Here is a 14,474-nt window from a genome sequence, read left to right on the forward strand (position 1 = left end):
TTACTCTCTATATTCCCCGAGAATCACGGATAAGGGAGATGTATCGTTCTTCGTTCAGCTACTCTACTTTCTCGCTGACAGTGTGCCTATTATCATGTAGATTTAATGATTACTCACCTTATAAAAAAAGCGCTTTCTTCTCGCTATGGTTATAGCTGTCATTCATGTATAATAAAAATAGCAGTGATTATAACAGATGGTGGTGATAGAAGCTGTGCGACATGAAAAAGTATATCAATCTTTGAATTTGGATACGAGCAACGGGAATTTATTAGTAGAAGGCCCCGTAACTTCGGAGAAACTTGCCAAACTGACGATGAATGACCAACTGACCGCCTTTCGTAAACCAGGGGAACAATTACAAGCCTTGCAGGAAATTGCTGACTTAGAGGAAGGTCGTATTATTATTGCAACTAACCAAGATGAAGTCATCGGTTATGTCACCTTCCTGCATCCTGATCCAATCGAACGCTGGTCGAAGTACCCGAAAGATAACTTGCTCGAGTTAGGTGCCATAGAGGTTGCCCCCGCCTATCGCGGAAATAAACTAGGCTCCCGCCTTATCGCAACCTCGATGAAAGATGAGAATATGGAAAACTATATCATTATCTCCACCGAATATTATTGGCACTGGGATCTTAACTATTCCAAACTAAGCGTGTGGGATTATCGAAAAATCATGGAAAAGATGATGCGAGCAGGTTCCTTATATCCTGCGGCAACCAATGAACCAGAAATCATGGCTCATCCTGCCAACTGCTTAATGGTACGCATTGGTAAAAATGTACCAAAAAAGGATGAGGAACTATTTGAGAAATTGCGTTTTATCAACGCGTAGCAGTTTGTAAAGACTCAATTGGTGCTACTAACAATCCGCGGAATGAAGTTTCACCTGAATCCCTGAAGACTTCCGCTATTTGCAGAAAGGAGTTTTGACATGCTTGTTAAAGATATTATGAATCGCGAGGTGGTTACCTTAACAGAAGAATCAACGATATTGGATGCCTTGCATTTATTACAGCAGCACCACATCCGACATCTCCCTATTATTGATGAAAATCATCAAGTTATTGGCATTGTTTCCGATCGCGATGTGCGAGATGCCAGTCCATCCATCTTAGATGGGACAGTTGATCACGAGGTATTAACCCGACCAATTACAGAAATTATGACTACTCCTGTTGTTACAACGCATCCTTTTGAATTCTTTGAAGAGGTCGCAATGATCTTTTATCAAAAAGAATTTGCCTGTTTACCAGTTGTACGCAATAAACAACTCGTTGGAATGGTCACTGAAAAAGATATGCTTCAAACATTTATCCAATTGACTGGTACACATACACCAAGCACCCAGATGGAAATTAAGGTACCGGATCGGATTGGTGTCTTGGCAGACGTCTGTCAGTACTTCAAACAGCGACAGATCAAAATTGTATCCGTTTACGATTATCCTGATCAAAAAGAGGAAGGTTATAAGATATTAGTGTTCCGTATTCAAACGATGAATCCAAGGCCGATTATTCAGGACTTGGAAACAACGGAGTTTGAGATACTTTTTCCTGCTTGGGAGGAAGAAGATGAATTCTAAAGAGACGGCCTACTTATACACGGAAGACTTTTTACAATACTCCTTTCATGAACAGCATCCCTTTAATCAATTAAGGCTTCAATTGACTAAGGAACTGCTCGAAAGTGAACAGGCATTGGATTCTGAACATGTTATCCTTCCTCGTGATTATGAAGAGGAAACGATTTTAAGGGTTCATTCCAAGGAATATGTGGACATCGTTAAGCGGGCTGGTGAAGAGCACCCCGTTTCCTTTGCCTCCTATGGGATAGGAACGACCGATACACCTAGCTTTCCTGGTATGTATGAAGCGGCACGTCATATTGTTAATGGCTCACTCACTGCCGCGGAATTCGTCATGTCTAATCAAGTAAAACATTCCCTTAATTTAGCTGGGGGATTACATCATGGTTTTCCTAATCATGCGTCAGGATTCTGTATTTTTAATGATATTGCCATTGCTATTCGTTTTATTAGAGACCATTACGATGCTAAAGTGTTATACATTGATACCGATGCCCATCATGGGGACGGTGTCCAACATTGTTTCTATGATGATCCAAATGTCTGTACCGTTTCGATACATGAAACAGGTCGGTACCTCTATCCTGGTACTGGAAAAACAGGTGAACGCGGTGTAAAAGAAGGGTTTGGTTACGCCTTCAATTTTCCGATTGATGCCTTTACTGAAGATGACTCCTTTTTAGACACTTTTGCTGCTATTCGAGAAATCACTGATTATTTTCAACCGGATATCATCGTAAGCCAGCACGGTACGGATGCCCATTATCTTGACCCACTAACCCACTTACATTGTAGCTTAAGCATTTTTGAACAAATCCCTATTCTGGTTCGTGAGCTTGCCCAACAATATTGTGATGGTAAATGGGTTGCCTTAGGTGGTGGCGGATATGATATTTGGCAGGTCGTTCCACGAGCTTGGGCACAGCTATGGCATATCATGAATGGTCACCCTGCCTTTCAAGGACCGATCGATCCAGTATGGTTAGCCAAATGGCAGCCTCAAGCACCTAGCACCCTGCCAAATACCTGGCAGGATCAATGGACATCCTATAAATCCATCCCACGACGTCAAGAAATCATGGAGACGAATCAGCGAATGAAAGAACAAGTATTAAAATTTATTACCAATAACAAAAAGAAAGGATGAGACCCCTTCATCCTTTCTTTTTATCCTTCCAACGTATCCAAAATAACAATTTCTACACGTCGATTTGCCGACCAGCCACTTGTTCCATCATTAGATACTGCTGGCTTCGTATCTCCATAACCAACCGCCATAAATCTGGATGGGTCAAAGTCACCGGAGCCCAATAAGTAGCGTATTACACTGCTTGCCCTAGCACCAGACAGCTCCCAATTAGAAGGATAACGATAACTGGCAATTGGACGATTATCGGTATGTCCTTCTACCCTGATTTCATTAGGTATATTGACTAACAAGGTACTTATTTTTTGCAGAAATGGTTCGGCTGGATCAAGAATATCCGCTTCACCCGTTTCAAACAATATCCGTTCCTGCAAGACCAATACAACCCCTTGCTCCGTCCTGGTTGCTGAGATCACATCATTTAAATTCTCTTCATCCAAATAATTATTGACTTCTACCAATAGTTCATCCAGCTGGTCTGCATTTGATTCTGTCTGCACGTCCACATTTGCAGCTGCCTCTTGAACATCGACCGGTTCCTCTGCCGTTGCACTATCTTCTGTGTCATCACTATCATCACTGCCGCTTTTCGAGACGTCCATCTCCTCAGCTGGTGATTCCGCTTCAATAATGGATGGCATGTTCTCAAAGATTGTCTCACTGCGAAATGCTTCTGCTATCGCTTTGAACTTAATAATATCAATTTGTGACATCGAGAATAATAAGATAAAGAAAACAAGGATTAAGGTTACCATATCAGAGTAGGTAACCATCCACTTTGGTGCACCTTTGTTCCCTGAACGTTTCGCTTTATTACGCCTCATTGAATGATTCCTCCGCATACTCCTCTTCTGTCTTCACCTTTTCATCCGCCTTTTGCTTATCTTCTTCAGATAAAAAGGCACTCAGTTTTTCTTTTAAAATGCGTGGATTCTGTCCTGATTGTACACCGATGACCCCTTCAATGATGACTTGTTTCGTAAATACCTCTTCATTGGTTCTTGTTTCTAATTTCCCTGCCATTGGAGTAAAAACCAAGTTCGCTAATATTGTACCATATAAAGTAGTAACTAACGCTACCGCCATACTTGGTCCTAGGGTAGCTGGATCTTCTAAGTTCTGTAGCATCAGTACCAGACCGATCAATGTCCCGATCATGCCCCAAGCCGGAGCATACTCAGCTGCCTTCTCAATAATCGTTCTTCCTCGAGAATGACGTTCTTCCATCGCCTCAATTTCGGCATCCATAATATCATGGATAACTTCCGGCTCGATCCCATCAATAGCCAGTAATATTCCTTTTCTTATATAAGGATCGTCTACATCTTCTAATTCATTCTCTAATGCTAGTAACCCTTCTCTTCTAGCTCGTTCTGACAATCTTTCAAATAAGCCAATTAATGCGTTAAGATCTTGATCATTTCGTTTGAAAGCAGCTTGGATCACATTCTTGGTTTGTTTAATCTGTGATATATTAAAATTCACCAATAATGCAGCGGTAAGCCCCCCTAATACAATCAATGCAGCAGTAATATCAGCAAATCCGATAAAACCACGAATGCCACCATTAACAAGAATACCAAATATCAGCATCATGATACCGATTGCTATACCTATTGGTGTCAATAAATCTCGTCTATTCATCCATCTTCGCCCCTTAAGAAAATCTATACAAAGTAAGCTTTTTCCTGAAATGACTTTTAACCAGCCGTCTCTCGTCTATTTCATTTTGAACCATAAAAAATAGAACTAGATTGGCTAAAAAGCCGTACTAGTTCTATTATCGACACAATCGTTATTTTGTTGAGTTTCTTTTTAAAATTTGGTGTGGTAATATGACCGTTTGCTCATCAATTTTTTCGTTATTCATAAATTTCGTCAATAAACGCATAGCTACGGCACCAATATCATACATTGGCTGAACAACCGTTGATAAGGTTGGACGCACCATTGTAGATAATCTTGTATTATCAAAACCGAGAACTTCCACATCTTCCGGTACATTCACACCATTATCCTGTAAACCATGGATGACACCTAAGGCCATTTCATCCGTAGCTGCAAAAATTGCCTTTGGATAATCTTTTATGTCGATAATGGAATTTGCCGCTTCCAGGCCAGCTTCATAACTAAATTCAGCCGTCACAACATAATCAGGATTTACTTCACCATTTTCTTCTTTAATAGCTCTTGCGTATCCTTGATATTTTCTTTCGTTAACGATAGACTCTTCTTCCCCTGTTACATAGATAGGGTGTTTCGTACCATTATTAATAAGTAATGAAGTTGCTTCATAAGCCGCTTGTTCATAGTCAATATTAACGGAAGGAATAGCACCACTTGAATCGATAGTTGCTGCTAAGGCAACAGGTACCGGCGATGTTTTTAATTGCTGTATATGCTCCTCACTGATGGAAGCACCCATGTAGACGAGGCCGTCCACCTGCTTTTCGAACATATTGTTGATCAATCGCAACTCTTTATCCTTATTCTGGTCGGAGTTACTTAAGATAATATTGTATTTATACATTGTGGCAATATCATCAATCCCCCGTGCAAGTTCAGAAAAGAAGATACTGGATATATCCGGGATGATAACCCCTACTGTCGTTGTTTTTTTACTGGCCAACCCACGTGCTACTGCATTAGGACGATATCCTAAGCGCTCTACCGTATTTAATACTTTCTTTCTTGTTGCTGGTTTTACATTAGGGTTTCCATTGACTACACGTGAAACGGTAGCCATTGAAACGTTTGCCTCTCTTGCTACATCATAAATAGTTACATTCATTGTTCTACCTCCTATGTTGATTTATGCTATGATACGATTTCATACATTTCTGTACTAAGATCCATCGATAGTTACATTATTAATGTTTATCAATCATATTATAACAAAAGATTCGATGAATTTAATCTAATAAGGGGCGATTTATGAAAATTTTTTCATTACGACTGCTAATTTTACTGTTTGTTTGGTTTTATCGACAAAAAAAGACTGGATTCACCGTTATTTGTCGAACATTCAAGAACATTTTGGCATAAAGAGAGACGAATTTTCACCCAAGAGCATAAGGGTAAACTTAAGCCATACAATGGAAACCCAACCTATTCCCAAATCGTTTGACTAGCGATAGTCTACCTTACATAATCTAGCTTATCGATAATGGTTAACCGACATCGATCTTAAGAGTCGATAGTGTGGATTATATAGTATCTTTCCCCATAATAAATACCTTTACACTTCTAATTCGACCGTAATTGGAAAGTGATCACTGGGGAAATGGCCAGCTATCTGATCCACAACTAATTTCGTTGTAAGCACTTGAAAATTTGCTTCTTTCAACAGAATCCAGTCGATTCGTGTCTTTCCGCCAGTGGCATCGTGAAAATCGTTAAAGCTGCCATATTGTTTGTTTTCATGATGATCACTGGTCTCCCAAGTGTCGACAAAACCAGCTTCTATCAAATGCTGATGCGTCTCTGATTGATCACTTGCATTAAAGTCACCCGTTAATATGAGTGGGATGCTGGCTTGCAGACCAATCTCATCAGGCTTACCAATTAACTGTGCACTATTTATTCTTGCTAATTCTGTTTCGTGGTCAAAATGAGTGTTAAGATGGTAAAAATCTTTATTTGTTTGTTTATCTCTAAACAACACCCATGTCGCTATTCTGGTAATTTGATTGCCCCACGTTTTCGAGCCGATTTGATCAGGGAAATCTGATAACCAAAAATGTTGATAGGCACGAACTTCCAACCTGTCTTTCTTATAAAAGATAGGTGTATATTCCCCTTTGCTCCCGCCTTCTCGCCCAAAACCAATCCATTGATAACCGGGAAGCAATGATTCAAGATCCGTTATTTGATGAAATAAACACTCTTGCAAACCTAATAAATCTGGGCTCTCTCTTATAATAAGCTGACCTACGTGCTCTTTTCGTTCCGACCAACTTGGATGATCCACCGGTGAATCATTGCGAATATTATAACTCATCACCACTAAACGATTCCTCATACTTCATCCTCCTGTTCCTTCGATATGATATATGTCTGAAATGCGTGATTCCCTTGCAACTCCACTATTCTACTACCTCTATCAAGCTGACCATAGGTATTAAATCCAGTTACTCTTCCATACCCTAAAGTAATCCCGTGAAACTCGGCAGTAAAATCATTATCATGGTCATGGCCGCAAAACACTCCTTTTACTTGTTGATCTAGTAACAAGGAGGTAAACAAACCCGTATTTAAAGCAGGAGCACACACTTCCTCCCCTTTTTCCCCTGACGTTTCTCCACTCTCCCATGCCTCCTGATATTCTGGCAAAGGAATATGTAAAAACAGAAGATCTGTGGTTGTTTGTTTTTTTTCTTGTTTGTAATAATGTGATACGCGACGAAACCATTCCACTTGTGCGGGGTGAACATATGCATATTTCCCAACCTCTAAGAAATCATATGCCCCACTATCGATCACGTAAAGCACATTTTCCAGCTGACCCTGGGCATTGGTTAATTCTATGCAGTAACATTCCCGATCCTCCACGATAAAATGGTGTTTTTTGGTTGCAGGATGGGTTAATTGTTTTTCCATCGCACGCAACTCTGTTCTGGTCACACCTTCCTCTGAATCATGATTGCCATATGTGATCGCTATCGGGGTGTGTAAGGTATTAAAAAATTGGATAAGTTGCTCCATCGTCTGGGCAGGATCTGTTTTGTTTTTGGACCAGATAAGATCACCCGTTACGATTAATAAGTCTGGTCGAACAAACGCTACTTGTTCTTTGATTAGATTCAAGGTTTGTTGATCTTTATCATTGAATGGTAAATCACCAACATGGAGGTCGGTTAACTGCATTATTTTAAAGTTAGCAGATGACTTGGTCCATTTCATAAGATACACTCCTCACATAGACGTAATCGCTTACTTATATTTGGTAAGTGTACGCTACTACTACCCTTTTGTCTAGTGAAAATACATGAAAAACCCTTTACAATGATGTGACAAATGTAAAGGGTTCTCTTGATCTTTAAAATGTTTTATCTTTTTCTAATCTTGTTGATCTCGTCGGCTACAAATTGTACTTGAGTTCCTACAATGACTTGGATACCATTTTGACCAACTACTTTCACACCTGGTACCCCCGTTCTTTTAATCCGTTCCTGATCTACTGCGTCCATATCATCTACTTCCAAACGTAAACGTGTCACACAGTTATCGACGGATGCCACATTGTCATCCCCGCCAAGCGCTGCATAAATTTCAGTAGCCATGGCAGTAATATCATCATCTCCTGAGGCAGATGGTTCTTCTACTTCCTCTTGAATGTCATCTTCTCGACCTGGTGTTTTTAGATTAAACTTCACAATCAAGAAACGGAATAACGTATAATAGATGACCGCTACAACCAAACCTTGTACTAATAGCATATAAGGCTGATTAGCAAGCGGTAAATTAAAGCTTAAGATAAAGTCAACTAAACCGGCACTGAAACCAAAACCAGCCGTCCAATCAAAGGCTGCGGCAACAGCTAATGATAAACCAGTGAGCAAAGCATGAACCACATATAAAGCTGGTGCCAAGAACATAAAGGAGAATTCTAACGGTTCAGTGACTCCAGTGAAGAAAGCGGCAAATGCAGTTGCCATTAATAAAGAGGCCGCAGTTTTCTTTCGTTTCGTCTTTGCAGTATGATACATGGCCAAGGCAGCTGCTGGCAGACCAAACATCATGATTGGGAAGAAACCGGCTTGGTACATTCCTGTTACCCCTTTTTCCCCTGTGCTGTTCCAGAAGTTCGCAATATCGTTAATACCAGCCACATCAAACCAGAATACGGAGTTTAAGGCATGGTGCAGACCTGTTGGAATTAATAAACGGTTAAAGAAGCCATATAATCCTGCCCCTACCGCGTCCAAATCAACGATAAACTTACCAAAGTTAACTAATCCAGTATAAATAAATGGCCAAATAAAGAATAAGACAACGGCAATCGCCAAGCTGATAGCTGCAGTTAATATCGGCACCAGACGCTTCCCACTAAAGAAGGCGAGAGCATCCGGCAATTTAACATGACTAAATCGATTATATAAGATGGAAGCCGTAATCCCTGAAATGATACCGACAAACTGATTTTGAATATTTTCAAAGGCGGGATTCACACTTCCTTCTTCCACGCCACTTAATAAAGCGACCGATTCCACAGACAATATATGTGTGATAACCAAGTAAGAGACGAGACCACTTAACGCAGCGGAACCATCCTTATCCTTGGAAAGCCCAAATGCTACACCCACGGCAAAAAGAATTGACATTGCCGGACCATCGACAATCGCTTCCCCAGCTTTAATTAAAAAGGCAGCAACAATATTATTAGCACCCCAGCCATCTGCATCAATGGCATAACCGATCCCCATTAAAATCGCTGCAGCTGGTAATACAGCAACGGGTAGCATCAAGGATCTTCCGAGATTTTGAAAGTATTTCATCATGTTTTTTTCCTCCTCTTTTTGAATTAGAGTTTGTAATAATTAAAAAAATATAAATGCTTGCTTACATCTTGTTCAATCTTTCCATATGAATCGTGATATAGCCTAGTTCTGATGGTGGAAACTCAATTCCATATTTTTGTGTGATAGCATCCGTGACTTCGAGCGTAACTTGATACGAATTCGAGAATTTCGTCTTGATCATCGATAACATATCTGCATCCATTTCGTGCACCTCATATTGGCCTACCCTGGATAAGGTAAAGTGCAAATGAGTAATCAACCGTTGATAGGAAATATCATCCTCCTTGATCTCCAGATTCATTTTCTTTAAAAAGGATTGCATCATTTCCCGGACAATCGCTGTATGCTTAATCGTCTGGCTGTAATCACCTCCTTGCAGCTTCATCGTATGGATATGCAAAGCAATATGAGCCGCCTCATCAACGGGGATATCTAATTGACAATTAGCTCGCATATGTTCGACGGCCCATGTACCAATCTCAAACTCATCACGATATAATATTTTGATTTCATTTAGCAGCTTATTGGGTAAATGAATCCCCTCTTCTATTCTTTCAATTGCAAACGAAATGTGATCTGTCAAGGCAATATGAATATGTTCACTCAGCTTTGAACCAAGATAGTTCTCCGCATAGGAGATGATCTCTTCTGAAATAAGAAAATGCTCTTCTGGAATTCGGCCTAAAAGTTGCTGTAACTTCTCATTTTCTTTCATCACAAATAATTGCTCCACTCTATTCTTATTAATTAGATCATTTTTTCGTTTTCCAAAAGCAATACCATTTCCGATAGCGACCTTTTCTTCCTCATTATCTACAACAAGAATGGCATTATTATTGAATATTTTCTTTAATTTCATTATTATCATCTCCTTTCGTCTTATTCTACACCAGTTCATGATCATCGTGTAAGTACTTGTGAATTCCCATAAAGGAACGATAACTCTAACTAATCGACAAAATAACCGTTTCTCCGGCAGTAACGTTTGTCTCCGTTGTTGTCTTATAGGTTTTGTCTTTGGTATTGCTATTCGTGATCACGATGGGTGTTATAGTGTTTGCTGCATATTCTGAAATATAGGATAAATCAACCTCAAGTAGTGAAGTTCCAATTGTCACTCGGTCACCTGGTTTCACCTTGGGAGAAAAGCCTTGCCCTTTTAGCCCAACTGTTTCTAACCCAACATGAATAAGCACCTCGGTTCCATCTTCTGCCTCCAATCCGATGGCATGTTTACTATCTGGCACTTGTATCACTTTGCCATTTATAGGTGCTACCACGTTTCCTTCTGACGGAATAATGGCCACACCTTCTCCCATCATCTTCTCTGCAAAAACGGGGTCTGGTACCTTTTCTAATAAGACAATTTCTCCTGACATGGGAGCAATAATTTCGATTTCATCTGACTTTTGAAACAGCTTTTTAAACATTACGTATTCTCCTTTCTGTTACATTAAAACGAGGAACAAAACCTGTCTTGATATTCACTCTATAAAGGTGCTAATATCTTTCCTTTTTATTAGATCAAATATGTTTGATACGCTTATTACTTACACAAAAAAAGACATAGAGAATATGCAAAGGTTATTCACTATTCTTTACCTCTGCAGCTTCTCTATGCCTAATCATGTTAGTAACATAAGAGTCGATATTCTATTCGCTTCGTTTAACTAAAGTCATCATACCATATACCTTTTAAGTTGTCTAGACCTTTTTTATTTTTATCAATCTCTAGTTGAAATCTTCTTGTTATTTCCGGAAAATAACAGGGTTAGCAGTATAGACAACTACACAATCTTCTGATTATTCTTAAAATAATTGATACACTAGCGAACTTTACAAGGAGAGCTTTCCTTGCTCGAATCTCTTGTTGATTTATGCCCTAGCGGAAACTATTTTCAGAGCGCTTGCTTGTAAGACGAACAATCACACTAACTACTCGGGAAAGAAGGCTACTTTACATTATCCATCCTATCGGTACTTCGATTCATTCATGGTCAAAATCGTTCCATACCTCCTTATATAAAAAAATGTATAAAATACACTGTTGAATACCGTAATAGCAGTAACCGTTTTGTCTTACATATCGCTGCTACTTATCAGAAAAGATTTGTTCCGCTAGTTTTTTCCCTGTTGGCGTTGCTGCCAGCCCACCTAGAGCAGTTTCCTTATGGGCAATAGGCATTCGCTGCCCAATCTTGTACATCGCCTCTATCACCTCATCGCAAGGGATTCGACTTTTAATACCTGCAAGTGCCATATCAGCTGCGATAAGTGCATTAGAAGCACCCATGGCATTTCTCTTCACACAAGGTACTTCGACAAGCCCGGCAACCGGGTCACAAACTAATCCTAACATGTTTTTTAAAGCTATTGCCATTGCCTCTGCGGATTGCTTAGGTGTGCCTTCCATAACCTCTACAATCGCAGCCGCTGCCATGCCTGTCGATGTACCAACTTCTGCCTGACAGCCGCCTGCAGCTCCTGATATAGAGGCGTTATTTGCAACTACAAACCCAAAAGCACCGGCGGTAAATAAATAATTAATTTTTTGTTCAGCAGATAGTTCATATTTTTTATCTAATGCAAATAAGGTACCCGGCACTACTCCGGCTGACCCTGCCGTAGGAGTTGCACAAATCATTCCCATTGCAGCATTCACTTCATTTGTTGCCATTGCCTTGCTTACGGCATCCAACATGACATTATTGGACAAAGCCTTTCCTGATTCCATATAGTCCTGTAATAATCTAGCATCCCCACCCGTCAACCCAGAATGTGAGGTAACTTCCTCTGTTATGCCTCTGTGAACAGCCGATTCCATAACAGACAAATTCTTTTCCATGATTTGAATCACTTCTTCTCTAGTTCTTTCCTGCACCATCATATCCTGCTGAATCATCACCTCAGATATGGAAAGCTTTTGTACTTCTGCTTGTTCTATTAATTCAGCAACATTTCGAAACATTCACACTCCTCCCCTCTTTATTCGTTGATCTTAGTCACTTGCAAAATATTTGGTAACTTACTTAGTTCTATGATCAATTCTTTTGATATATTTTGATCCACCTCGATCGTCATCAGGGCCTTTTGTGCTTTCTCCTGTCTTGACACCTTCATTTGTGCAATATTGAGCCGATGAGCAGCAAGGAGATTAGAAACGGCAGCAATGGTTCCATAGCGATCATAGTGTAGAATAACGATGACTGCACCATCACCTGATAAATCTAATGGAAATTGGTCAAGTTCAATGATTTCTATTTTCCCCCCACCAATCGATATACCAGTTACCTCTAATGACTTCTTACCCTTGAACAATTCTAATTTGACCGTATTAGGGTGATCTGGGATGGCATCTTCTTCTATAAAACTTACTTTCATTTGTTTTTTGGCCGCAATCTGTAAAGACAATTTTATTCGTTGGTCATTGGTATCAAAATGAAGTAATCCAGCTACCAACGCAATATCTGTACCATGGCCTTTATAGGTTTTAGCAAATGAGCCATATAAATGAATAATTATCTCTTCTGGTTGTTCATTAAACAAATCACGCGCTACTTTTCCAATCCGAACCGCTCCTGCAGTATGAGAACTGGAAGGTCCTATCATCACTGGCCCAATAATGTCAAAAACACTTTTATACTTCACAGCATAGAAACCTCCTTTTATACAATGCCTTGAAGGGGCAATACGGCCTTTGATTCATTCTAAGTAAAAATCTTTTCACATGCTATAATACCAAGGTTTTTATACTTTCTGGTTATCTTATCAAATAGTCTACTATATATTTATGTACTTTTGGTTTTAGTTACAATTTAAGACCGTTTTTGGTCAGTAAAAGGGCATATGACTTTAGCATTTGTCGTATGGATAGCTGTGAGGCATGGCAGCACTATTCGCAAGTTGTCATTTTACAGTTTCTAACCAATTAAAAAAACCAGAGAGACTTATAAAAGTCTCCCTGGTTTTCAGCATTTATTTATTTAACAGCTCTTTCATAAATTCATGGAAGGTTGGGATATCCATTTGCTGTGCGGCATCGGATAAGGCGACGGCTGGATCTGGATGTACTTCTGCCATCACTCCATCTGCTCCAATGGCCAAAGCAGCTTTAGCGGCAGGGAGTAATAGATCTCTTCTTCCCGTAGAGTGTGTTACATCCACCATAACTGGCAAATGCGTTTCTTGTTTTAAGATAGGAACCGCTGTAATGTCTAATGTATTACGAGTCGCCTTTTCGTACGTTCTAATCCCGCGTTCACAAAGAATAATGTCCCCATTACCTTTCGAGTTAATATACTCTGCGGCATTGATAAAGTCCGATATCGTAGCAGACATACCGCGTTTCAATAGAACAGGCTTGTTCGTTTCACCTGCTGCCTTTAACAATTCAAAGTTCTGCATATTTCGAGCACCGATCTGAATCACATCAATATAATCGACAGCTTTCTCAATATGAGCTGGATTGACAATTTCACTTACCACAGCCAAACCTTGTTCATCGGACACTCTCTTCAGAATCTCCAAGCCTTCAAATCCAAGGCCCTGGAAATCATACGGGGATGTCCTTGGCTTAAAGGCACCACCACGAATTAAATGAAGTCCTTCCTGCTTAATGGCCTTGGCCACTTCTGTCACCTGCTCATAACTCTCTACGGCACATGGACCGAATATAAAGTGCTGGTTACCATCTCCGAACTTATCTCCATTTATTTCAATAACGGTATCTTCTGGTTTTTTCTTACGAGATACTAATAGAGCTTTACTGTGATCATCTTCTTGCAACTCTAGTCCAGCTTTGAATATTTCCTTAAATAAGTGAACAATCGTCGCATTCTCAAATGGTCCATCATTATGTTTCGTGATCAAGTTTAACATATCACGCTCTCGAACTGGATCATAACTACGGTTGGCACCTTGCTTCTCTTTCACCTGGCCTGTCTTTTGCACCAACTCGGCACGTTTATTTATTAGTTCTAGAATTTCTAGATTGGTTTGATCAAGCTGTTCGCGAAGCTGATCCAATTGTTCATTACTCATAAAAAAGTCCCCCTTGTCCTATTTTTAATTCTGAAAACATTGCCTATCTTCCATGATAGACAATAGCTGCTGTTTTTTCCACTGATAGTTAACAAAAAATTATCAGTATACTATAAACCATTGATTCTATGACTATCGTTAACCTTTTTACTGCTTGAAATCAAGAATAAAAGGG

General features: G+C 39.8%; 14 protein-coding genes. 3 read left to right on the top strand and 11 right to left on the bottom strand.

What is annotated here, in order from left to right; translation table 11 throughout:
- The first annotated feature begins 214 nt into the window (after positions 1-214).
- The 3 genes from E0E32_RS15925 to E0E32_RS15935 all read left to right on the top strand — a co-directional run bounded on the left by E0E32_RS15925 (position 215) and on the right by E0E32_RS15935 (position 2,738).
- The gene (locus E0E32_RS15925; protein WP_066196644.1) at positions 215-838 is read left to right on the top strand and encodes a GNAT family N-acetyltransferase; all 624 of its coding nucleotides are present in this window, start codon (positions 215-217) and stop codon (positions 836-838) included.
- 99 nt (positions 839-937) lie between these two features.
- Entirely contained in the window at positions 938-1,588 is a 651-nt protein-coding gene (locus tag E0E32_RS15930; protein ID WP_066195006.1) for an acetoin utilization AcuB family protein, read from the top strand.
- The gene (locus E0E32_RS15935; protein WP_066195009.1) at positions 1,578-2,738 is read left to right on the top strand and encodes an acetoin utilization protein AcuC; all 1,161 of its coding nucleotides are present in this window, start codon (positions 1,578-1,580) and stop codon (positions 2,736-2,738) included. Before E0E32_RS15930 ends, E0E32_RS15935 begins: the two co-directional genes overlap by 11 nt.
- Positions 2,739-2,758: 20 nt before the next feature.
- Here E0E32_RS15935 and motS read toward each other — a convergent pair whose 3' ends face one another.
- The 11 genes from motS to E0E32_RS15990 all read right to left on the bottom strand — a co-directional run bounded on the left by motS (position 2,759) and on the right by E0E32_RS15990 (position 14,299).
- Entirely contained in the window at positions 2,759-3,562 is an 804-nt protein-coding gene (gene motS / locus E0E32_RS15940; RefSeq protein ID WP_066195013.1) for a flagellar motor protein MotS, read from the bottom strand.
- Complete coding sequence (motP, locus tag E0E32_RS15945; protein WP_066195016.1) at positions 3,552-4,382, bottom strand: flagellar motor protein MotP; 831 nt, start codon at positions 4,380-4,382, stop codon at positions 3,552-3,554. The genes motS and motP overlap by 11 nt, the downstream gene beginning before the upstream one ends.
- 151 nt (positions 4,383-4,533) lie before the next feature.
- Positions 4,534-5,529 (bottom strand): catabolite control protein A, encoded by a 996-nt coding sequence (ccpA, locus tag E0E32_RS15950; RefSeq protein ID WP_066195018.1) that lies wholly within the window; start codon positions 5,527-5,529, stop codon positions 4,534-4,536.
- A gap of 447 nt (positions 5,530-5,976) precedes the next feature.
- Positions 5,977-6,759 carry an endonuclease/exonuclease/phosphatase family protein gene (locus tag E0E32_RS15955; RefSeq protein ID WP_078060169.1) on the bottom strand — a complete coding sequence of 261 codons (783 nt, stop codon included), beginning with the start codon at positions 6,757-6,759 and terminating at the stop codon, positions 5,977-5,979.
- Positions 6,756-7,640 (bottom strand): metallophosphoesterase family protein, encoded by an 885-nt coding sequence (locus E0E32_RS15960; RefSeq protein ID WP_130860153.1) that lies wholly within the window; start codon positions 7,638-7,640, stop codon positions 6,756-6,758. The genes E0E32_RS15955 and E0E32_RS15960 overlap by 4 nt, the downstream gene beginning before the upstream one ends.
- A gap of 146 nt (positions 7,641-7,786) precedes the next feature.
- Positions 7,787-9,238 (bottom strand): N-acetylglucosamine-specific PTS transporter subunit IIBC, encoded by a 1,452-nt coding sequence (gene nagE, locus E0E32_RS15965; RefSeq protein WP_066195023.1) that lies wholly within the window; start codon positions 9,236-9,238, stop codon positions 7,787-7,789.
- A gap of 61 nt (positions 9,239-9,299) precedes the next feature.
- The gene (locus tag E0E32_RS15970; RefSeq protein ID WP_066195025.1) at positions 9,300-10,118 is read right to left on the bottom strand and encodes a PRD domain-containing protein; all 819 of its coding nucleotides are present in this window, start codon (positions 10,116-10,118) and stop codon (positions 9,300-9,302) included.
- Positions 10,119-10,203: 85 nt separating this feature from the next.
- A complete protein-coding gene (locus E0E32_RS15975; RefSeq protein WP_130860154.1) occupies positions 10,204-10,689 on the bottom strand; it encodes a PTS sugar transporter subunit IIA in 486 nt (161 codons plus the stop codon).
- A gap of 662 nt (positions 10,690-11,351) precedes the next feature.
- Positions 11,352-12,227, bottom strand: coding sequence for an L-serine ammonia-lyase, iron-sulfur-dependent, subunit alpha (gene sdaAA, locus E0E32_RS15980; RefSeq protein WP_130860155.1), 876 nt, complete (start codon positions 12,225-12,227; stop codon positions 11,352-11,354).
- A gap of 17 nt (positions 12,228-12,244) precedes the next feature.
- Positions 12,245-12,907, bottom strand: a complete 663-nt coding sequence (gene sdaAB, locus E0E32_RS15985) for an L-serine ammonia-lyase, iron-sulfur-dependent subunit beta (protein ID WP_130860156.1) — start codon at positions 12,905-12,907, stop codon at positions 12,245-12,247.
- A 327-nt stretch (positions 12,908-13,234) separates the two neighbouring features.
- A complete protein-coding gene (locus tag E0E32_RS15990; protein WP_066195036.1) occupies positions 13,235-14,299 on the bottom strand; it encodes a bifunctional 3-deoxy-7-phosphoheptulonate synthase/chorismate mutase in 1,065 nt (354 codons plus the stop codon).
- Positions 14,300-14,474: the final 175 nt, after the last annotated feature.

It is taken from the genome of Gracilibacillus phocaeensis (genome assembly GCF_900626275.1).
Classification (GTDB): Bacteria; Bacillota; Bacilli; order Bacillales; family Amphibacillaceae; genus Gracilibacillus; species Gracilibacillus timonensis.